16 protein-coding genes and 1 pseudogene are annotated in these 19,911 nt (G+C 73.5%); 10 read left to right on the top strand and 7 right to left on the bottom strand.

The window, feature by feature from the left end; genetic code table 11:
• Window positions 1-7: 7 nt before the first annotated feature.
• Window positions 8-811: an enoyl-CoA hydratase/isomerase family protein gene (locus AFM16_RS24615; RefSeq protein ID WP_030783442.1), complete on the bottom strand. Its 804-nt coding sequence runs from the start codon at window positions 809-811 to the stop codon at window positions 8-10.
• 258 nt (window positions 812-1,069) lie between these two features.
• Here AFM16_RS24615 and AFM16_RS24610 point away from each other — a divergent pair, with 258 nt between their 5' ends.
• The gene (locus tag AFM16_RS24610; RefSeq protein WP_179123306.1) at window positions 1,070-1,735 is read left to right on the top strand and encodes a hypothetical protein; all 666 of its coding nucleotides are present in this window, start codon (window positions 1,070-1,072) and stop codon (window positions 1,733-1,735) included.
• A 312-nt stretch (window positions 1,736-2,047) separates the two neighbouring features.
• Here AFM16_RS24610 and AFM16_RS24605 read toward each other — a convergent pair whose 3' ends face one another.
• Both AFM16_RS24605 and AFM16_RS24600 read right to left on the bottom strand, forming a co-directional pair.
• Window positions 2,048-3,223, bottom strand: coding sequence for an adenylate/guanylate cyclase domain-containing protein (locus AFM16_RS24605; protein WP_030783436.1), 1,176 nt, complete (start codon window positions 3,221-3,223; stop codon window positions 2,048-2,050).
• A gap of 195 nt (window positions 3,224-3,418) precedes the next feature.
• Window positions 3,419-4,282: a biotin--[acetyl-CoA-carboxylase] ligase gene (locus AFM16_RS24600; RefSeq protein ID WP_078634636.1), complete on the bottom strand. Its 864-nt coding sequence runs from the start codon at window positions 4,280-4,282 to the stop codon at window positions 3,419-3,421.
• 110 nt (window positions 4,283-4,392) lie between these two features.
• Between AFM16_RS24600 and AFM16_RS24595 the strand changes: the two genes are divergently transcribed.
• The 4 genes from AFM16_RS24595 to AFM16_RS24585 all read left to right on the top strand — a co-directional run bounded on the left by AFM16_RS24595 (window position 4,393) and on the right by AFM16_RS24585 (window position 7,162).
• A complete protein-coding gene (locus AFM16_RS24595) occupies window positions 4,393-6,015 on the top strand; it encodes an acyl-CoA carboxylase subunit beta (RefSeq protein WP_078634635.1) in 1,623 nt (540 codons plus the stop codon).
• Window positions 6,016-6,079: 64 nt separating this feature from the next.
• Window positions 6,080-6,289: an acyl-CoA carboxylase epsilon subunit gene (locus tag AFM16_RS24590; protein ID WP_078634634.1), complete on the top strand. Its 210-nt coding sequence runs from the start codon at window positions 6,080-6,082 to the stop codon at window positions 6,287-6,289.
• 91 nt (window positions 6,290-6,380) lie between these two features.
• A complete protein-coding gene (mmpB, locus tag AFM16_RS40155) occupies window positions 6,381-6,512 on the top strand; it encodes a morphogenic membrane protein MmpB (protein ID WP_256861345.1) in 132 nt (43 codons plus the stop codon).
• Between the two features lie 44 nt (window positions 6,513-6,556).
• Entirely contained in the window at window positions 6,557-7,162 is a 606-nt protein-coding gene (locus tag AFM16_RS24585) for a Maf family protein (RefSeq protein WP_078634633.1), read from the top strand.
• A gap of 286 nt (window positions 7,163-7,448) precedes the next feature.
• On the opposite strand, the pseudogene AFM16_RS24580 reads toward AFM16_RS24585, so the two are convergent.
• Window positions 7,449-7,943 (bottom strand): annotated as a pseudogene (locus tag AFM16_RS24580) (hypothetical protein); the annotation flags it as partial.
• A gap of 375 nt (window positions 7,944-8,318) precedes the next feature.
• Between AFM16_RS24580 and AFM16_RS24575 the strand changes: the two are divergent.
• The gene (locus AFM16_RS24575) at window positions 8,319-10,091 is read left to right on the top strand and encodes an acetyl/propionyl/methylcrotonyl-CoA carboxylase subunit alpha (RefSeq protein WP_078634632.1); all 1,773 of its coding nucleotides are present in this window, start codon (window positions 8,319-8,321) and stop codon (window positions 10,089-10,091) included.
• 971 nt (window positions 10,092-11,062) lie between these two features.
• On the opposite strand, the gene AFM16_RS24570 is transcribed toward AFM16_RS24575, so the two are convergent.
• Window positions 11,063-12,028, bottom strand: a complete 966-nt coding sequence (locus tag AFM16_RS24570; protein ID WP_078634631.1) for a DeoR/GlpR family DNA-binding transcription regulator — start codon at window positions 12,026-12,028, stop codon at window positions 11,063-11,065.
• Window positions 12,029-12,161: 133 nt separating this feature from the next.
• Window positions 12,162-13,610 (bottom strand): NAD(P)H-quinone dehydrogenase, encoded by a 1,449-nt coding sequence (locus tag AFM16_RS24565; RefSeq protein ID WP_078634630.1) that lies wholly within the window; start codon window positions 13,608-13,610, stop codon window positions 12,162-12,164.
• A 419-nt stretch (window positions 13,611-14,029) separates the two neighbouring features.
• On the opposite strand from AFM16_RS24565, the gene AFM16_RS24560 reads away from it, so the two are divergent.
• From AFM16_RS24560 to AFM16_RS24540, 4 genes are all read left to right on the top strand, one after another.
• Entirely contained in the window at window positions 14,030-14,476 is a 447-nt protein-coding gene (locus AFM16_RS24560; protein ID WP_030783408.1) for a gamma-glutamylcyclotransferase family protein, read from the top strand.
• A gap of 14 nt (window positions 14,477-14,490) precedes the next feature.
• Window positions 14,491-14,775: a hypothetical protein gene (locus AFM16_RS24555; protein WP_078634629.1), complete on the top strand. Its 285-nt coding sequence runs from the start codon at window positions 14,491-14,493 to the stop codon at window positions 14,773-14,775.
• Window positions 14,776-14,899: 124 nt separating this feature from the next.
• Window positions 14,900-15,736, top strand: coding sequence for a purine-nucleoside phosphorylase (locus AFM16_RS24550; protein ID WP_078634628.1), 837 nt, complete (start codon window positions 14,900-14,902; stop codon window positions 15,734-15,736).
• Window positions 15,737-15,894: 158 nt separating this feature from the next.
• The gene (locus AFM16_RS24540) at window positions 15,895-17,547 is read left to right on the top strand and encodes a phospho-sugar mutase (protein ID WP_078634626.1); all 1,653 of its coding nucleotides are present in this window, start codon (window positions 15,895-15,897) and stop codon (window positions 17,545-17,547) included.
• Between the two features lie 650 nt (window positions 17,548-18,197).
• Here AFM16_RS24540 and AFM16_RS24535 read toward each other — a convergent pair.
• Complete coding sequence (locus AFM16_RS24535) at window positions 18,198-19,841, bottom strand: PH domain-containing protein (RefSeq protein ID WP_078634625.1); 1,644 nt, start codon at window positions 19,839-19,841, stop codon at window positions 18,198-18,200.
• Window positions 19,842-19,911: the final 70 nt, after the last annotated feature.

The raw sequence follows: 19,911 nt of genomic DNA, 5'->3' as shown, positions 1-19,911 counted from the left end.
CCCCTCGCTACTCTCCCGGCCACTCGGGCCGCCGCTTCTCGTTGAACGCCGCGACCCCCTCGGCCCGGTCGCCCGAGAACGCCACCGAACGCCAGGCCGCGTCCTCGACCTCCAGGCCCGCCCGCAGATCCAGCCCCTGCCCGAGCCGCAGCGCGCGCTTGGCCGCCCGCAGGCCCACCGGCGAGTTCGCGGCGATCCGCGCGCCCATCGCGAGGGCCTCCTCGCGGTCCCGCCCCTCGTCCACCAGCACGTCCACCAGGCCCAGCTCCCGCGCCTCGGCCGCCTCCACCCGCCGTGCGGTGAAGATCAGCTCGGCGGCCCGCGCCGCGCCCACCCGCCGGGGCAGCAACTGGGTGCCGCCGCCGCCCGGGATCACCCCCACCGACACCTCCGGCAGTCCCACCACGGCGGTCCGGTCGGCCACGATGACATCGCAGGCGAGCGCCAGCTCGAAGCCGCCGCCCAGCGCGAACCCGTGCACCGCCGCGACCGTCGGCACGGGCAGCTCCAGCACCCCGGTGTACGCGCCCCGCGCGACGGGCCGCTGCCGCACCAGGTCGGCGTCGCTGAAGGAGTTGCGCTCCTTGAGGTCGGCGCCGACGCAGAACGCCCGCTCGTGCGTCGAGGTCAGCACGACCACCCGTACGTCACGGTCCTCGCCCAGCGCCGCACAGGCCCGCGCGACGGAACGGGCCATCTCGGTCGACACCGCGTTCATCGCCTTGGGCCGGTCGAGCGCCAGCTCCGCGACCCGGCCGCCGTCCCCGTGCCGCCGCACCAGCACGAACTCCCCGAACCGCACCTCACTCATGACACCCTCCGGTCCACACAGGTTAACGCGGGTTAACATCCCGCCCGCCCGATCATCGCAGGCGGGATCCGGGAGGGAAAGTGCCGCCGGGACGGGGGCGTGTACCGGCGGCACGCCGCGTTCCGTTCGCTGATGTGTGGCCCGTCCACCCGTTCGAGTGATATCTCGCCCAACTCGCCCCTGATCACCCAAGGCAGCGCATACCGTGCCGTCCGCCCCGGCGTTGACGGGGGCGCGAGCGCACCGGGAGGGGACGCGATGGTGAGCACACCGGTGGACGACAAGCGTGACCAGGCAGAACACCCGCCGATCTGGGCGGCGCCGCGCGGCCGGCACCGGCGTCCGCGCCGACGCAGGGTGCTGTTCGCGGCGGGCGGGCTGGCACTGGCCGCCGGGGTGCTGAGCCTCGTACGGCTGACCTCGGAGCCGGGCGGTGTCGCCGGGCTCGGCACCGCCGAGGCCGAACCGCACCCCGACCCCGTCATCGGCGGCGCCCCGTCCACCGGCCTCCCGGCCGAGGCGGGCGCGACGGTCTCCCCGACCCCGACGAACGCCTCCCCCATGGGCGGCACCAGCGGGACCCCGACCCCCGAGGCGAGCCGGGTGCCGGGGGCCTCGGCCACCCCGGGCGGCCCGGCGTCCGTGGCCCCCGTCCCCGGCACCGGCTCCGGCTCCGGCTCCGCCCAGGCCACGCCCGGCGCGATCCCGCTGCCTCCCCGGGTCCCGTCCCCCGCACCGCCCGCGCCCGACGACGACCCGCGCCCCGCCGCCCCCACGACACCCACCCGGCAACCGGCCCCCGCGCCACCCGCCGCCCCGACCACCGCACCCACGGCCCCCGCACCGGCCCAACCCGGTCACCCGGGCCTCTGCGTCCCGATCATCGGCCTGTGCGTCGACGCTCTGGGCGGCCAGAACCGCTAGGCGGGCGGGGAGGCCGAGGCGAGCCCATGCGCAGCCCCGCGCCCCGCCCGCCCGGGCCGGTCCGCCGAAGCGGGGAAGGACGAAGACCTCGGCGGGCCCGCCCCTCGCCGCGCCCGAAGCAACGAGCACCGGGGGCGCCACTCCTCGCCGGCGCCCCGCACCCGCCCCGCCCGGCGCCCCGGCGCCCCGGTGCCGCAGGCCGGAGCCGCTGAGCGGGCGGGACGGCTCCCGCGCCCGCCCACCCCGGCCGGACGGCCGAAGCCGGCGAGGGCAGCGGACGCAGACCTCGGCGGGGCCACTCCCCACCGCCGCCTACTCCTCGCCCCCACCCCGTCGAGTCAGCAGCCAAGGCTCCACCACGCCCAGCCCACGCACCGGGCGCTGCCACATCGGCTGGAGGGCGAAGCGGTACGTCGGGGGCTCCTCGCCCTCCTTCTCCGCTGCGGCCGCCGCTTCCGCGGCCTCGGCCTCGGAGGCGGGGGCGTCGCCGGTGCGGATGAGTTCCTCCGCGAAGGCGCTGTCGACCAGGACCGCGTCCCGCGGCGCTATCGACGTCAGCCGTGACGCCAGGTTCACCGTCGTACCGAAGACGTCGCCCATCCGGGTCGTGACCGTGCCGAACGCCATGCCGACGCGCAGCTCCGGCATCGTCTCGTCGTTGCTCATCGTCTCGACGAGCCGCAGCGCGATGTCGGCGGCGGTGCCCGCGTCGTCGGCCGCGTAGAGCACCTCGTCGCCGAGGGTCTTGATGAGCCGTCCGCCGCGCGCGGCGACCAGGTCGGCGGCGGTGGTCTCGAACGCCTCGACCAGCTCGCCGAGTTCCTCCTCCTCCATCCGCCGGGTCAGCCGGGTGAAGCCGACCAGGTCGGCGAAGGCGACGGCGAGCCGCCGGTCGACCATCTCCTCGTCGTCGGCGGCCTGCACGACCCGCCCCGCCGAGGCGGCGAGCTGCCGGCGCCAGACGTAGACGAGGAACTCCTCCAGCTCGGGCAGGAGCAGCTCGACGATCGGATAGGTGACCTCGGTACGGGTCATCCCGGGCTCGGGCGGCTCGGTCAGGCCCTCCAGGAAGGAATCGATCTGCCACTCCGCCAACCGGGCGGTGGTCTGCCCCGTGGACCGGGCGACCTGCACCGCCATGGCCTCGCTCAGCAGCCCCGCCTCGACGAGACCGGCGAGCCGGCGCAGCGCCAGCACGTCGGCCTCGGTGAGCGCCTTGGCCTGCCCGATGTCGGCGAAGCCCATGGCGCGCCAGAAACGCGACGCCAGCTCCATGGAGACCCCGGCGCTGCGGGCGGCCTGAAAGGGCGTGTAGCGCCGCTCGGCGCCGAGGATGAGCTGTTCGAGGCGGAGGGCGAGCGGGTCCTCGCCGGAGTCGGCGTCGGACTCGGCCGCGGAGAGCCCCCCGGGGTCGGCCGAAGCCTCGAACGGGGAGGGGTCCACCCGGCGTTCCGCGCCCGCGCCGGAGCCCGTGTCGTCGACGGTCACGCCTGCTGCCCTTCCGATCTTCCGCGGTCAGGTATCGACCGGCCTCAACTCTACGGCAGTGTGCGCCAGCTCACTCCGTCGGTGACGGACAACCGCTCCCTTCCAGGACCCTGCGCACCGCCGTCCGCAGCGGAGTACGTCCGCACCGGACGACCTGCTCATCCTCACCCCTCACGACCCCTCACGCAGGGCGTCTCACGCCGGCCGCAGATGGACGACGTCACCGGCGCCCACCGGTTCGCGCACCCCGTCCGCCGTGGCGATCACGAGCCGTCCGTCGCCGTCGACCGCCACCGCCTCGCCGACCAGGGCGCGCCCGCCGGGCAGCTCGGCGCGCACGGAGCGTCCGAGGGTCGCGCAGCCCGCCGCGTACGCCTCCTGGAGTCCCCCGACCGCCGGGTCCCCGCCGGCCTCGCGCCAGCGGCCGTACCACTCCTCCAGGGACCGCAGGACGGCCCGCAGCAGCGGGTCCCGGTCGGTGCCGGCCGCGCCGGCCAGGGCCAGCGAACCGGCCTGGGGCACGGGCAGCTCGTCCGCGCGCAGGGTGACGTTGATGCCGACGCCGACGACGACGCCGTCCTCCCCGGCCCGCTCGGCCAGGATGCCGCCCGCCTTGCGTTCCTCCCCGCCGACGGTGACCAGCAGGTCGTTGGGCCACTTCAGGGCGGTGTCCACGCCCGCCGCGCGGGCCAGCCCGGTGGCCACGGCGACCCCGGTGAGCAGGGTCAGCCAGCCCCAGCGGGCCACCGGCACCTCGGCGGGCCGCAGCAGGACGGAGAAGAAGAGCCCGGAGCGCGGCGGCGCGGTCCAGCGGCGGTCGAGGCGGCCGCGGCCCGCGGTCTGCTCCTCGGCGACCAGGACCGCGCCCTCGGCGGCCTCGCCCTTGACCGCCAGGGCCGCCAGGTCGGAGTTGGTGGAGCCGGTGCGCTGCACCACCCGGACGTCCGACCACAGTCCGCCCTCGCGGACCAGGGCCCGGCGCAGGGCGGCCGCGTCGAGCGGCGGCCGCTCCAGATCGGACCAGCGGCTGTTGTCGTCTGAGGCATCTCGCGGCGTCATGCAAGCCACCCTAGGTGTGTGAAACGCCGCACTGCCGATCGGTAGGTGCGCCACTACTCTACGGATGAGTAACCGTCCCCCCTTTTGAGCAGGCAGGGAGCCGCATCCCGATGTCCGAGCCGGAAGAGCGTCACGAGATCCACGAGACCCAAGGGATCGACATCCACACCACCGCGGGCAAGCTCGCGGATCTCCGTCGCCGTGTCGAGGAAGCGACGCACGCCGGCTCCGCGCGCGCGGTCGAGAAGCAGCACGCCAAGGGCAAGTTGACGGCCCGTGAGCGGATCGAGCTGCTCCTCGACGAGGGCTCCTTCGTCGAGTTGGACGAATTCGCCCGGCACCGCTCCACCAACTTCGGTCTGGAGAAGAACCGCCCCTACGGCGACGGCGTGGTCACCGGCTACGGCACGGTCGACGGCCGTCCGGTCGCCGTCTTCTCCCAGGACTTCACCGTCTTCGGCGGCGCGCTGGGCGAGGTCTACGGCCAGAAGATCGTCAAGGTGATGGACTTCGCGCTGAAGACCGGCTGTCCGGTCATCGGCATCAACGACTCCGGCGGCGCCCGCATCCAGGAGGGTGTGGCCTCGCTGGGCGCGTACGGCGAGATCTTCCGCCGCAACACCCACGCCTCCGGTGTGATCCCGCAGATCTCCCTGGTCGTCGGCCCGTGCGCGGGCGGCGCGGTGTACTCGCCCGCGATCACCGACTTCACCGTGATGGTCGACCAGACCTCGCACATGTTCATCACCGGCCCTGACGTCATCAAGACGGTGACCGGCGAGGACGTCGGGTTCGAGGAGCTGGGCGGCGCCCGCACCCACAACGCGGTCTCGGGCGTGGCGCACCACATGGCCGGCGACGAGAAGGACGCCATCGAGTACGTCAAGCAGTTGCTGTCGTACCTGCCGTCCAACAACCTGTCCGAGGCGCCGGTGTTCCCGGAGGAGGCGGACCTGTCCGTCACCGACGAGGACCTCGAACTGGACACGCTGGTCCCGGACAGCGCCAACCAGCCGTACGACATGCACACCGTGATCGAACACGTGCTGGACGACGCCGAGTTCTTCGAGACGCAGGCGCTGTTCGCCCCGAACATCCTGACCGGCTTCGGCCGGGTCGAGGGGCAGCCGGTCGGGATCGTCGCCAACCAGCCGATGCAGTTCGCCGGCTGCCTGGACATCACGGCGTCCGAGAAGGCCGCGCGGTTCGTGCGCACCTGCGACGCGTTCAACGTCCCGGTCCTCACGTTCGTGGACGTGCCCGGCTTCCTGCCCGGCGTCGGCCAGGAGCACGACGGCATCATCCGCCGCGGCGCCAAGCTGATCTACGCGTACGCCGAGGCCACCGTCCCGCTGATCACCGTCATCACCCGCAAGGCGTTCGGCGGCGCCTACGACGTCATGGGCTCCAAGCACCTGGGCGCCGACCTCAACCTGGCCTGGCCGACGGCCCAGATCGCCGTCATGGGCGCCCAGGGCGCGGTCAACATCCTGCACCGGCGCACGATCGCCGAGGCGGAGGCGGCGGGCGAGGATCTGGAGGCGGTGCGCGCGCGGCTCATCCAGGAGTACGAGGACACCCTGCTCAACCCGTACATCGCGGCCGAGCGCGGCTATGTCGACGCGGTGATCATGCCGTCCGACACCCGCCGCCATGTCGTGCGCGGGCTGCGCCAGTTGCGGACCAAGCGGGCCTCGCTGCCCCCGAAGAAGCACGGCAACATCCCGCTGTAGTCCCGGATCCCGTGATTCCGTGATCCCGTGATCCCGTGATTCCGTGATCCCGTTAGGAGTGGTCGTGACGATCAAGGTCGTACGGGGCAACCCGACCCCGGAGGAGCTGGCCGCCGCACTGGCGGTGGTCCGAGCCCGCGCCGCGGCGGCAGCGGCGGTGCCGTCCGGCGCGGCGGGCCCGAAGGACGCGTGGTCCGACCCGGCCCGGCTCGCCGGCCGCCGGGTGCCGCAGCCCGGGCAGGCGTCCTGGGCCCGTACCTACTGGCCCGGTTAGCCGGCCTGTCCGGAAGGACCGCGGGCGCCGGTCCGAGGATCTGAGTATCCCTACTCAGGCGCCCGCGTCCGCCAGGGGTCACGCTGGTGGAATGCTGTGGTCCGACCCCGAGAACGAGCCGCCCGAGGAACTCCGCGCGATGCAGGAGACCCTCAGACGGCTCGGCTTCTTCCTGGCGTGGGCCATGGTCATCGCACTGTTCGTCCTCGCCCTGAAGTGCTGACGACGCCAAGAACACCGGGGGCGCCGCGGCGCTACGCTGACCGCATGCGCCGACTCGTCCTCGCCTCCCGTTCCCCCGCCCGACTGAACCTGCTGCGCCAGGCCGGCCTCACCCCCGAGGTGATCGTCAGCGGGGTCGACGAGGACGCCGTCTCCGCCCCCACGCCCGCCGAGCTGGCGCTCGCCCTGGCGGAGGCCAAGGCGTCCGTGGTGGCCGCCCGGCCCGACGTCAAGGGCGCCCTGGTGATCGGCTGCGACTCGGTGCTCGACCTGGACGGCCAGGCGCTGGGCAAGCCGGCGGACGCCGAGGAGGCCGTGGCCCGCTGGAAGGCGATGCGCGGCCGCGCGGGGACCCTCCAGACCGGCCACTGCGTCTACGACACGGTCAGCGGGCGGTACGTCTCGGCCACCGCCTCCACCGTGGTCCGCTTCGGCGAGCCGAGCGACGACGAGGTGGCGGCGTACGTGGCCTCGGGCGAACCGCTGCACGTCGCCGGTGCCTTCACCCTCGACGGCCGCTCGGCGCCGTTCATCGACGGCATCGACGGCGACCACGGCAACGTGATCGGGATCAGCCTGCCGCTGGTGCGCCGCCTGCTCGGTCAACTGGGCGTGAACATCACGGAGTTGTGGACCCCGGCGGAGCACTGACGACGACGGGGCCGATGTCCTTGGAGGGCGTGCCCTTCGCGGGGGCGCCCTGAGCCTCGGTGGCCGTGCCGACAGTGGTGTCCTCGGCCTGCGTTTCCTTCGTGTCCTTCGTGAGGCCGACCTTCGCCGGGGCGTCCGTCGCCGGTGTGTCCTGCGCCGAGGCGACCGGCGCGACCGTCGCCCCCGTGCCCGTCTCCCCCGCGTCCGCCTCCTGGGTCCGCTGCGGCGGGACCTTGCCGGAGGCGCTCTGCGTCGCGGGACCGCCCGCGCCCGCCGTGGCCTCGCCGGGCGCCGCCGGGGCCTCGGGCGGGGCCGCGGGGCCTCCGTCGGCCGCCGCGCCGTCCGTGGGGCCGCCAGGGCCCTGCGCGGGCGCCGGCTGACCGGCCGCGGGCTGACCGTCGTAGGTCATCAGCAGGAGCACGATCAGGGCGAGCATCACGATCATGAAGATGAACTGCGGCACGCCGAGCAGACCCCAGGCGACCGCGCCCAGCAGACCGTGCACCACCGCCACGCTGATCAGCGCGACCCGGCCGAGACCGGCCGGGGGCCGGTTGCGCAGGGCCACCAGCAGCGCGACCACGCCGCAGAAGACGAAGTAGAGCCCGAAGACGATCCCGCCCGCCTTCGACGACGTCGACATCACGTCCGGGTCCAGGCCGGCGAGGGACATGTCCTGCCGGTCCACGACCACACCCATGAACCATTGCAGCGCGGCGACCCCGAGGCCCTCCACGAAGAGCACGATCGCCACGATCCATGCCACCGGTCTGCGGACCACCGGCCCCCACCCACTTTCGACTGCCGCCCGAGCAAGACTGCGGTTACCCCAAGTACGTTCGAGACATCGCGAACGCTACTAACGGGTAAACCGCGGGACAAGGGTTCTGCGCACGGCAAAGAATCGTTGGGCCATTCGTAGGGACTCCACAAAGAAACGGAGTGTGCCGCAGCACGCTCTCACAGAGACCTTGGCCACATCAGAGGGCTAGGGTTGCCGGGAGGAGTGCTGCGTACGGCGGTACTACAAGGGATTTCGCGGTCCAGTGAGCCTCGCATCACGCTCCGTGTGGGCAAGCTCACCTTTGGGGACGGGTCGAAGTGCCGTGTCGGCAGTCCCTAAACTCGCGCTTGTTTCAAGGAGGGAGCCTCAATCGTGCGCAAGGTGCTCATCGCCAACCGTGGCGAAATCGCAGTCCGCGTGGCCCGGGCGTGCCGGGATGCCGGCATCGCGAGCGTGGCCGTGTACGCCGAGCCGGACCGGGACGCTCTGCATGTCCGGGCCGCGGACGAGGCGTTCGCCCTGGGCGGTGACACTCCGGCGACCAGTTACCTGGACATGGACAAGGTGCTGAACGCCGCGCGCGAGGCCGGCGCCGACGCGGTCCACCCGGGGTACGGCTTCCTGTCCGAGAACGCCGAGTTCGCCCAGGCGGTCCTGGACGCGGGCCTGATCTGGATCGGCCCGCCGCCGCAGGCCATCCGCGACCTCGGCGACAAGGTGGCCGCCCGGCACATCGCCCAGCGCGCCGGTGCGCCGCTGGTGGCCGGCACCCCGGACCCGGTCTCGGGCGCCGAGGAGGTCGTCGCCTTCGCGGAGCAGCACGGGCTGCCCATCGCGATCAAGGCGGCCTTCGGTGGCGGCGGCCGCGGCCTGAAGGTCGCCCGCACCCTCGAAGAGGTCCCGGAGCTGTACGACTCGGCGGTCCGCGAGGCGGTCGCCGCGTTCGGCCGGGGCGAGTGCTTCGTGGAGCGCTACCTGGACAAGCCGCGGCACGTGGAGACGCAGTGCCTGGCCGACAGCCACGGCAACGTGGTGGTCGTGTCCACCCGTGACTGCTCGCTCCAGCGGCGCCACCAGAAGCTGGTCGAGGAGGCCCCGGCGCCGTTCCTCTCCGAGGCGCAGGTCGCCGAGCTGTACTCGTCCTCGAAGGCCATCCTCAAGGAGGCCGGTTACGTCGGTGCCGGCACCGTGGAGTTCCTGGTCGGCCTCGACGGGACGATCTCCTTCCTGGAGGTCAACACGCGTCTCCAGGTCGAGCACCCGGTGACCGAGGAGGTCGCGGGCATCGACCTGGTCCGTGAGATGTTCCGGATCGCCGACGGCGAGGAGCTGGGCTACGGCGACCCCGAGCTGCGCGGACACTCCTTCGAGTTCCGGATCAACGGCGAGGACCCGGGCCGCAACTTCCTGCCGGCGCCGGGCACGGTCACCGCGTTCAACCCGCCGTCCGGTCCGGGTGTCCGGCTGGACGCGGGCGTGGAGTCCGGTTCGGTCATCGGCCCGGCGTGGGACTCGCTGCTGGCGAAGCTGATCGTCACCGGTGCCACGCGTGAGCAGGCGCTCCAGCGGGCGGCGCGGGCGCTGGAGGAGTTCCAGGTGGAGGGCATGGCCACGGCCATCCCGTTCCACCGCGCGGTGGTGAAGGACCCGGCGTTCGCGCCGGAGCTGACGGGCAGCGAGGACCCGTTCACGGTGCACACGCGCTGGATCGAGACCGAGTTCGTCAACGAGATCCCGGCCTTCGCGGCTCCGTCCGACGCCGAGGCCGAGGAGGACACGGACCGCGAGACGATCGTCGTCGAGGTCGGCGGCAAGCGTCTCGAGGTCTCCCTCCCGTCGTCGCTGGGCATGTCGCTGGCGCGTACGGGTCTGGCGGCGGGCGCCAAGCCCAAGCGCCGCGCGGCGAAGAAGTCCGGCCCCGTCGCCTCCGGCGACACCCTCGCCTCCCCGATGCAGGGCACGATCGTCAAGGTCGCGGTCGAGGAGGGCCAGGAGGTCAAGGAGGGCGACCTGGTCGTCGTCCTGGAGGCCATGAAGATGGAACAGCCCCTGAACGCCCACCGCTCCGGCACGGTCAAGGGCCTGACGGCGGAGGTCGGCGCGTCGATCACCTCCGGCGCGGCGATCTGCGAGATCAAGGACTGACCCGCCCTGTCCTTCCGTGAGGCGCCCACCCCGGTGGGCGCCTCACGGCGTTCCCGGGCCCGGGTCGGGATACCGCCCTCCCCGGGCAGGGCCGCCGTTCGGCCCGGCACCGACGCCCTCGGCGACAGCGAGGGTCCGCGGGTCCGCAAGGCGGGCACGTTCGGCACGGAGCGCTGTCCGCCTCGCTCCGCGCGTGGGGGCCGTCCATCCCCCGCGCCCGGTGCGGGTGCCACGCACCGTTTCGCGTCGCACGCCCCGCCGAGGGCCGCCCGGACGGAGCCCCTCTGAGCGCCCCAGGCAGAACGGCGTCCCGAGCCTGGGCGCGATGCGCACCGAGCGCCACGCGGGTCGGTCCCGCTGCTCGGCCCCGTCGTATCCCACCCCACGGACACTGTTCGGGCTCACGCGTCCCACGACGGTCGGCGCGCTCAGGGCCGTCCGGGCGGAGCCCCCTTTCACGGCCCCGGCCCCGCTGGGCGTCGCTCGGGCAGAGCCCCTCTCCTTGGAGATCCCGCCGGATCCCGTTCGAGCCCCCCGGCTCGACGCTCCAGGCCCCGCCGACAGGCGTCAGCGGCGGCGCACGCCAGCTACCCGGGGGCCTTTCCGTGCGAGGCGGCTATCCACACAGGACCCGGCGAACGAAGGCCCCGCCGAACCCCGTTCGAGCCCCCCGGCTCAACGCTCCAGGCCCCGCAGGCAGCCGTCGGCGGCGGATGTCGACTACCCGGGGTGTCGTGCCAGGCGGTAGTTCGCCCAGGACCCCGGCGACGAAGGCCTCCACCGGACCCGTTCGACCCCCTCGGCCAAAACACTCCGCCCCCGCCGACAGGCTTCAGCGGCGGCGCACGTCCGCCACCCTGGGGGGCGTTCCCTACCAGGCCGCTGTTCGGCCCAGGCCCCGGCGACGAGGGCCCCGCCGGACCCCGTTCGAGCCCCCTCGGCCAAAAACACTCCGCCCCCGCCGGCAGGCATCAGCGGCGGCGCATGTCCGCCACCCTGGGCCGTTCCGTGCCGGGGGGCTGTTCGCCCAGGACCGTGGCTGCGCGGAGGGGGGACGGGGTGCCGCCGGGGACCTGGCCTCGGCGGGGGGACGGCAGGGGGACGTCCCGGCGCTGCTGGGGGCGCGCCGGGACCGTGTCACCCCCCGGGCTGCCCGACGCCCCGGCCACGGCGATCTGCACCCCCTGGTCCGCAAGGGCCTGGAGTTCCGTGGCGGCACGGTCGTCGTGGGCCGGCGGTTCGTCGGTGACGAGCCGGGTGATGAGATCCGTCGGCACGGTCTGGAACATGGTGTCCGTGCCCAGCTTGGTGTGGTCGGCGAGGACGACGACCTCGGCGGCGGCCTGGACCAGCGCCCGGTCGACGGACGCCGACAGCATGTTGGACGTGGACAGCCCCCGCTCGGCGGTCAGCCCGCTCCCGGAGAGGAACGCCCGGGAGACCCGCAGCCCCTGGAGGGACTGCTCGGCACCACTGCCCACGAGGGCGTAGTTGGAGCCGCGCAGGGTCCCCCCGGTCATCACGACCTCGACTCTGTTGGCATGGGCCAACGCCTGGGCCACCAGCAGCGAGTTGGTGACGACCGTCAGGCCGGGGACGCGGGCGAGCCGGCGGGCCAGCTCCTGTGTCGTGGTTCCCGCTCCCACCACGATGGCCTCGCCCTCTTCGACGAAGTTGGCGGCGAGGTCCGCGATGGCGGTCTTTTCGGCGGTCGCGAGATGGGATTTCTGCGGAAAGCCGGACTCACGCGTGAACCCGCCCGGCAATACCGCACCGCCATGCCGGCGGTCGAGGAGTCCTTCTGCCTCCAGTGCGCGCACGTCCCGCCGTACGGTCACTTCGGAGGTCTGGACGACGCGGGCGAGTTCACGGAGCGACACGGCTCCGTTCGCTCGCACCATTTCGAGGATCAATTGGCGACGTTCTGCAGCGAACACGAAACTGACAGTAACGCGGGCGACCGTCTGCTTTCAGCTCTTTGCGCTGAATAGTAGAAGTTGTTCGCACAGAGGGTCGGAGAGTGGTATAGGGCCCCATTGGGCCCTTATTCCCGCACTCCACACCCTCCGGTCAGCCCTCCCCCGCCGTCTTACGGGTGTGCAACTGCCGGGCCACCTCGGCGATCGACCCCGAAAGGGAGGGGTACACGGTGAACGCGTTCGCGATCTGTTCGACCGTCAGATTGTTGTCGACGGCGATCGAGATGGGGTGGATCAGTTCCGAGGCGCGCGGTGCGACCACCACACCACCGACGACGATCCCGGTGCCGGGACGGCAGAAGATCTTCACGAAGCCGTCACGGATGCCCTGCATCTTCGCGCGCGGGTTGCGCAGCAGCGGCAGCTTGACGACCCGCGCGTCGATCTTGCCCGCGTCGACGTCGGCCTGGCTGTAGCCGACGGTGGCGATCTCCGGGTCGGTGAAGACGTTGGAGGAGACCGTCTTGAGGTTGAGCGGCGCCACCGCGTCGCCGAGGAAGTGGTACATCGCGATCCGGCCCTGCATCGCGGCGACGGAGGCGAGCGCGAACACCCCGGTCACGTCACCGGCGGCGTAGACGCCCGGCGCGGTGGTGCGGGACACCTTGTCGGTCCAGATGTGCCCGGACTCACGGACCTTGACGCCCGCGTCCTCCAGGCCGAGGCCCGCGCTGTTGGGGATGGCGCCGACGGCCATCAGACAGTGCGAGCCGGTGATGACCCGCCCGTCGGCGAGGGCGACCTCGACCCGGTCGCCGACCCGCTTGGCGGACTCGGCGCGCGAGCGGGCCATGACGTTCATGCCGCGGCGCCGGAAGACGTCCTCCAGGACGGCCGCGGCGTCCGGGTCCTCGCCGGGCAGCACACGGTCGCGGGAGGAGACCAGGGTGACCCGGGAGCCGAGCGCCTGGTAGGCGCCGGCGAACTCGGCGCCGGTGACACCGGAGCCGACGACGATGAGTTCCTCGGGCAGTTCGGCGAGGTCGTAGACCTGGGTCCAGTTCAGGATCCGCTCGCCGTCGGGCTGGGCGTCCGGCAGCTCGCGCGGGTGACCGCCGGTGGCGATCAGGACGGCGTCGGCGACGAGGGTCTCCTCGGTTCCGTCGGCCGCCGCGACCACGACCTTGCGGGAACCGTCGAGGGCCTGCATCCCCTCCAGCCGGCCGCGCCCGCGCATCACCCGGGCGCCGGCCCGTGTGACGGAGGCGGTGATGTCGTGCGACTGGGCGAGCGCGAGGCGCTTCACCCGTCGGTTGACCTTGCCGAGGTCCACGCCCACGACCCGGGCCGCCTGCTCCAGATGCGGGGTGTCGTCGGCGACGATGATGCCCAGTTCCTCGTACGAGGAGTCGAAGGTGGTCATCACCTCCGCCGTGGCGATCAGGGTCTTCGACGGCACGCAGTCGGTCAGCACCGACGCCCCGCCCAGACCGTCGCTGTCGACGACGGTCACCTCCGCGCCGAGCTGCGCCGCCACCAGCGCCGCTTCGTAGCCGCCGGGCCCACCACCGATGATCACGATCCGAGTCACGTACTCCATTGTCCCGCACGCGCCCCGGTGGTACGCGCCGGGGCGCCCGGGGGCCCACTCCCACCCGTGCACCCTCCCGGAACGGGGACGGCCCGGACCGGGAAGGGCCAGGTCCGGCCCGCCCCACTGCCGCACCGCGGAGCCGCCCCGGCGCCCCGCCGCCCACGTTGGCCGCCTCCGGGGACGGCAGCACCGCAGGGCGGGACGGGAGCCGCACGGGACAGGACCGTACCGGGGAGGTCCCGGCACACCGCCGGGCCGGGGCACGGCCGAGCGACCAGAGGGCCAGAGGGCCGGCGTGCGGCCGTACCGCAGCCACGACGGCCCCCGAGCGAGCGCGGCACGCGACCGGCACGGGCCCCAACCACCCCCACCACCCCACCCGCCGCCCGGCAAGGCCCCTCCCCCCGCTGCCGTACCCTCCTTCCATGTCGCTCTACGCCGCTTACGCCGGCAACCTCGACGCGCGGCTGATGACCCGCCGCGCACCGCACTCCCCTCTGCGTGCGACGGGCTGGCTGAACGGCTGGCGGCTGACCTTCGGCGGGGAGCAGCTCGGCTGGGAGGGCGCGCTGGCGACGGTCGTCGAGGCCCCGGACGACCCCGACGCGCAGGTGTTCGTCGCGCTGTACGACATCGCGCCCATGGACGAGGAGTCGCTGGACCGCTGGGAGGGCACCGGCCTCGGCATCTACCGCAGGGCCCGGGTGCGGGTGCACACCCTGGACGGCGAGACCGGCGCCTGGGTGTACGTGCTGAACGGGTACGAGGGCGGCCTGCCCTCGGCGCGCTACCTCGGTGAGATCGCGGACGCCGCCGAGTCGGCCGGCGCCCCGCACGACTATGTGATGGAACTGCGCAAGCGCCCCTGCTGACCGACCATGGGCGCATGAGCGGAACGCGCCATGTGTACGAGGTCCACTACACCGAACAGGCGGCGGCCGCGCGGGACCGATTGGCGCCGCACGAGCGCAACCGGTTCGACAAGGGTGTCTCGGTGCTGGCCCGCGACCCCTACGTGCTCGCGTCCCGGGCCGTCAGCGCCACCGGCGACGACCGCACGGTCCGGCTGACCCGGCACATCTGGGCGGAGTACCTGGTCAGCCGGGGCCGGCTGCTGATCTTCGTCATCGAGGTCTTCAGCGACGAGGACGTCCTCGTGCCGGACGAATGACCGCGGGCCGGACGAGTGACCGCAAGCGAGACGGCCGTCTCGTTGGAAACGACAAGACAACGATCGCCATCCCGTGGGCTCTGTCATCTACGCGCGTAGGCATCGACCGGCTAGGCTCATCCGCGTGAACGCATCTCTTCTCCCGGACGACATCCAGGGCGCCACCCCGAAGGATCCCAGGGTCGCCGCCGACGCCGCCGCCGCGCGCCTGCGCGAACTGACCGGCGCCGAGACCCACGACGTCGCCCTCGTGATGGGCTCCGGCTGGGCTCCGGCCGTGGACGCCCTCGGCGCCCCCGAGACCGAGTTCCAGGTCACCGAGCTGCCCGGCTTCCCGCCGCCGGCCGTCGAGGGCCACGGCGGCAAGATCCGCTCGTACCGGATCGGCGAGAAGCGCGCCCTGGTGTTCCTGGGCCGCACCCACTACTACGAGGGCCGCGGGGTCGCCGCCGTCGCCCACGGGGTCCGTACCGCGGTGGCGGCGGGCTGCAAGACCATCGTCCTGACGAACGGCTGCGGCGGTCTCCGCGAGGGCATGCGCCCCGGCCAGCCGGTCCTGATCAGCGACCACATCAACCTCACGGCGACCTCCCCGATCGTCGGCGCGAACTTCGTCGACCTCACCGACCTGTACTCGCCGCGGCTGCGCGCGCTGTGCAAGGAGATCGACCCCACGCTGGAGGAGGGCGTCTACGCCCAGTTCCCCGGCCCGCACTACGAGACCCCCGCCGAGATCCGCATGGCCCGGGTGATCGGCGCGGACCTGGTCGGCATGTCCACGGTCCTGGAGGCCATCGCGGCACGCGAGTCGGGCGCGGAGGTGCTGGGCATCTCCCTGGTCACCAACCTCGCCGCCGGCATGACCGGCGAGCCCCTCAACCACGAGGAGGTCCTCCAGGCGGGCCGCGACAGCGCCACCCGTATGGGGTCCCTCCTGGCCCAGGTGCTGGGCCGCCTGTAAACCCCCTTGCCGGCGCTCTCCCTTCCAGCCCGTCCGGCGTTCGAGGACGAGGCCCGTTCAGGGCCGACAGGGGGGTCTGGGGGCGCAGCCCACAGGTCGGGAAGGGAAAGGGCGGCGGGGGCGAACTCCGCACGACGATCCGAGAGGCTGACCACACCGTGACCGCGACCGACCACGACGCCGACGACCTCCTCGCCCGCGCCCGCACCTGGCTCGCCGAGGACCCGGACCCGGACACCCGCGAGGAACTCACCCGTCTCCTCGACGCGGGCGACGTCAAGGAACTCGCTGACCGGTTCGCCGGCACCCTCCAGTTCGGCACCGCGGGTCTGCGCGGCGAGCTGGGCGCGGGCCCGATGCGCATGAACCGCGCGGTCGTCATCCGCGCCGCCGCCGGTCTCGCCGCGTACCTCAGGGGCAAGGGGCAGGAGGGCGGTCTCGTCGTCATCGGCTACGACGCCCGCCACAAGTCGGCGGACTTCGCGCGGGACACGGCCGCCGTGATGACGGGCGCCGGGCTGCGCGCCGCGGTGCTGCCCCGCCCGCTGCCCACCCCGGTCCTCGCCTTCGCCATAAGGCATCTGGGCGCGGTGGCGGGCGTCGAGGTCACCGCCAGCCACAACCCGCCGCGGGACAACGGCTACAAGGTGTACCTGGGCGACGGCTCGCAGATCGTGCCGCCCGCGGACGCGGAGATCGCCGCCGAGATCGCGGCCGTACGGGCGCTGGCGGACGTACCGCGTCCGGACGGCGGCTGGGAGACCCTGGACGACGCCGTCCTGGACGCCTATCTGGCCCGCACGGACGCCGTCCTCGCGGCCGGCTCGCCGCGCACGGCCCGTACCGTCTACACGGCGATGCACGGCGTCGGCAAGGACGTGCTGCTGGCCGCCTTCGCGCGGGCCGGTTTCCCGGAGCCCGTGCTCGTCGCCGAACAGGCCGAACCGGACCCGGAGTTCCCGACAGTCTCCTTCCCCAACCCGGAGGAGCCCGGCGCGATGGACCTGGCCTTCGCGAAGGCCGCCGAGACCGACCCGGACCTCGTGATCGCCAACGACCCGGACGCCGACCGCTGCGCGGTGGCCGTCAAGGGCCGCGACGGCGCCTGGCGGATGCTCCGCGGCGACGAGGTCGGCTCCCTGCTCGCCGCGCACCTGGTCGCCCGCGGTGCGCGCGGCACCTTCGCCGAGTCGATCGTCTCCTCCTCCCTGCTCGGCCGGATCGCCGAGAAGGCGGGTCTGCCGTACGAGGAGACCCTCACCGGTTTCAAGTGGATCGCCCGCGTGGAGGGCCTGCGCTACGGCTACGAGGAGGCCCTCGGCTACTGCGTGGACCCGGAGGGCGTCCGCGACAAGGACGGCATCACCGCGGCCCTGCTGATCACCGAGCTGGCGTCGGAGCTGAAGGAGAGCGGGCGGACCCTGCTCGACCTGCTGGACGACCTCGCCGTGGAGCACGGGCTGCACGCGACCGACCAGTTGTCGGTGCGGGTGGAGGACCTGACGGTCATCGCCCGTGCCATGGAGCGCCTGCGCACGAACCCGCCGGCCGCGCTCGGCGGCCTCACCGTCACCCGCGCCGAGGACCTCACCCGCGGCACGGAGACGCTCCCGCCCACGGACGGGCTGCGCTACACACTCGACGGCGCCCGCGTCATCGTCCGCCCGAGCGGCACGGAACCCAAACTGAAGTGCTACCTGGAGGCCGTGATCCCGGCCGCCACACACGAGTCCCTCCCGACCGCCCACGCCAAGGCGACGACCCTGCTCGCAGCGATCAAGCGCGACCTGTCGGCAGCCGCGGGCATCTGAACGACGGCACGGGCGGGGCCACGGCAGGACTGACAAGGCCGAGGCCCCCATGGCGAGTTGCTCAACTCCAACGGACCGCGCGATACCGCCGGGGGCGCGGCAAGATCAGCACCACCGCGCCCCCACCTCCGCAGGTCGCTCAGCCCCACCGGACGCAGCCCGGGCCCCGCGGCCGAACTACTGGCCGCGATCAGCAGAGTTGTCGGCACCGCCGACACCCAAGCGACGCCACGACCAGGGGTCACGACGGGAACAGCACCGCCGTGACCCCCACCCATGGGTCGCTCAACTCCACGGACGCAGCCCTGGGTCCCTCCACATTCGCCGCGACCGAACGGCTCGCCGCGACCAAACAGGACTGTCGGCAACCGAGCAGCGCCACCACCAGAGGGCACGGCAGGAGCAACACCACCGCGACCGAGCCGCTTGCCTCGGCCAAGCAGGACATTCCCGCAGCCACCGCCATCCGAGCAGCGCCCCCACCAGGGATCACGGCAGGAGCAGCACCGCCGCAACCCCCACCCGTGAATCGCTCAGCTCCGCCGGACGCAGCCCCGGGCCCCGCCACATCGCCACGGCCGAAGGGATCGCGGCGACCAAGCAGAACCCCTCGGCGGCCACCGCCTCCCGAGCCGAGCCCCCGTCGAAAGTCACGGCAGGAACAGCACCGCCGCAGTCCCCGCCGCCGCGATCAGCGCCCCGAGCGGCCACACCGCGCGACCCCGGTGGGCCAGGGTGCTCAGTTCCGTCGGGCGCAGCTGCGGGTCGCGCCACATCGCCGTGATCTCGGCGGCCGTTCGCTCGTACGGGTGTACCAGGCCGATGCGGCGCTCCAGCCAGGCCCAGCGGGGTGTGTGCACGGTCCACTCGGGGAAGTCGCCCGTGCCGTCCACCCGCAGTTCGCCCGCCTTGGTCCGTACGGTGCGGATCTCGTCCCAGGGAAGCTGCCGTGAGCCCCGGAGCCCGTTGAACCACAGGCCCTCGCGGTCGGCGGTGACCCGCCAGGCGAGCCTGCGCGGCAGCACCAGCGCGGCCACCAGCGTCAGGCCGAGCCCGGAGACCATCCGCCACCACCCGGTGTCCCCTGCGAGGACGGCGGCGTAGACCAGCGCCAGCAGGCCCGCGAACCAGTCCGGCCACCCGGCCCGCCACCGCCCGGCCGGCACGGCACCCGTGCCGGTCTCGCGGCGCACCTGATCGGCGGCGGCCACGCGCCGCTCCTCCTGACGGGCCTCGCTCCGGGCCTTGCCCCGCGCGGCCGCGCTCCGGCGCCGCAGGGTCCACTCGGTCACCGGTCGCACGGCCCCCACGCCCACCTCGACCACGGGCGGCTCACCGGCCCGCTCGGCGGCGGTGAGGAGCACGACCTCGGCACCGTCGTACGGCACCCCGAACAGGACGGCCTCGCGCAACGGCCCGACACGCTCGTCGTCGAAGGCGTCCCCGGCGTCCTCGGCGTCCTCGCCGTCGCTCTTGTCGTCGTCACCCTCGCCGTCGACCACCCGCGTGGCGACCGTGAACAGCGGACGCAGGGCGCCCTCGTCGTCGGCGGCGAAGACCTCGGTCTCGACCTCGGCGCTCTCCCGCACCAGCACCCGCAGCACCGGCACCGGCGCCCCGCGCAGCCCGGCCGCGCGGTGCCGGGTGAGGGCCGCCGCGAGCAGCACGGTCAGTCCGAGCCCGGCCAGGCACCAGCCCGCGGCCGGGGCCCCGGCGGCGTCGCCGGGATCCTCCCAGACGCCGGTGGCGGCACCGAGCACCCCACCGGCCACGGTCAGCAGCAGCCCCGCCCCGAAGAGGAACCTCCCCCGCTCCAGGCGTCCGGCCACCGCCGACGGCAACGCGGCGGTCACACCGCCGGAGGCGATCAGCGCCGCCGCCCGCTGCGGCCCGCGCGCGGTCACCCGCGCCAGCGAGAGCGCCCAGGCGAGCACGACCGCCGAGCCGAGCGCCAGGCTCCTGAGCGGCGACGCCTCCCCGTACGCGAGGACGACGCCCACGGCGACCGGCGCGAGGATCCGGGCCGCCTCCGGCCGCAGCACCGCCCACACGAACGGCAGCACGGCGAGCGCGGCACCCCAGGCGGGCAGCACGCCGTACTCCCCGAGCAGCCCCGCCCCGGCGACCGTCACCAGCGGCAACGCCACGAACAGCGCCAGATGCGCCCGCACCGGCACCCACCGCGAGGGCAACGCCCCGGTCCACCGCCGGGCGGCCTCACCGTCCCAGGACCGACACCCCTCGGGTATCGCCGCGTCAGGCAGCCGCAGCACGCCGTCGGAACCCGTACTCATCTCTCCCCCACCCGCTCACCTGCCCCTGACCTGCTCCTTCACGGCAGGGACGCGCGCCGATGATGGCTCA

The organism is Streptomyces antibioticus (genome assembly GCF_002019855.1).
Classification (GTDB): Bacteria; Actinomycetota; Actinomycetes; order Streptomycetales; family Streptomycetaceae; genus Streptomyces; species Streptomyces antibioticus_B.
Note: the sequence above shows the minus strand (reverse complement) of the source record. Positions and strands in the feature narration are given on the sequence as shown.

Bases quoted from the DNA above. Each gene is read 5' to 3' on its own strand.
- AFM16_RS24560 (WP_030783408.1), top strand. From the start codon at position 14,030: ATGTCGCTCTACGCCGCTTACGCCGGCAACCTCGACGCGCGGCTGATG.
- AFM16_RS24535 (WP_078634625.1), bottom strand. From the start codon at position 19,841: ATGAGTACGGGTTCCGACGGCGTGCTGCGGCTGCCTGACGCGGCGATA.
- AFM16_RS24585 (WP_078634633.1), top strand. From the start codon at position 6,557: ATGCGCCGACTCGTCCTCGCCTCCCGTTCCCCCGCCCGACTGAACCTG.
- AFM16_RS24610 (WP_179123306.1), top strand. From the start codon at position 1,070: ATGGTGAGCACACCGGTGGACGACAAGCGTGACCAGGCAGAACACCCG.
- AFM16_RS24565 (WP_078634630.1), bottom strand. From the start codon at position 13,610: ATGGAGTACGTGACTCGGATCGTGATCATCGGTGGTGGGCCCGGCGGC.
- mmpB (WP_256861345.1), top strand. From the start codon at position 6,381: ATGCTGTGGTCCGACCCCGAGAACGAGCCGCCCGAGGAACTCCGCGCG.
- AFM16_RS24555 (WP_078634629.1), top strand. From the start codon at position 14,491: ATGAGCGGAACGCGCCATGTGTACGAGGTCCACTACACCGAACAGGCG.
- AFM16_RS24595 (WP_078634635.1), top strand. From the start codon at position 4,393: ATGTCCGAGCCGGAAGAGCGTCACGAGATCCACGAGACCCAAGGGATC.
- AFM16_RS24600 (WP_078634636.1), bottom strand. From the start codon at position 4,282: ATGACGCCGCGAGATGCCTCAGACGACAACAGCCGCTGGTCCGATCTG.
- AFM16_RS24615 (WP_030783442.1), bottom strand. From the start codon at position 811: ATGAGTGAGGTGCGGTTCGGGGAGTTCGTGCTGGTGCGGCGGCACGGG.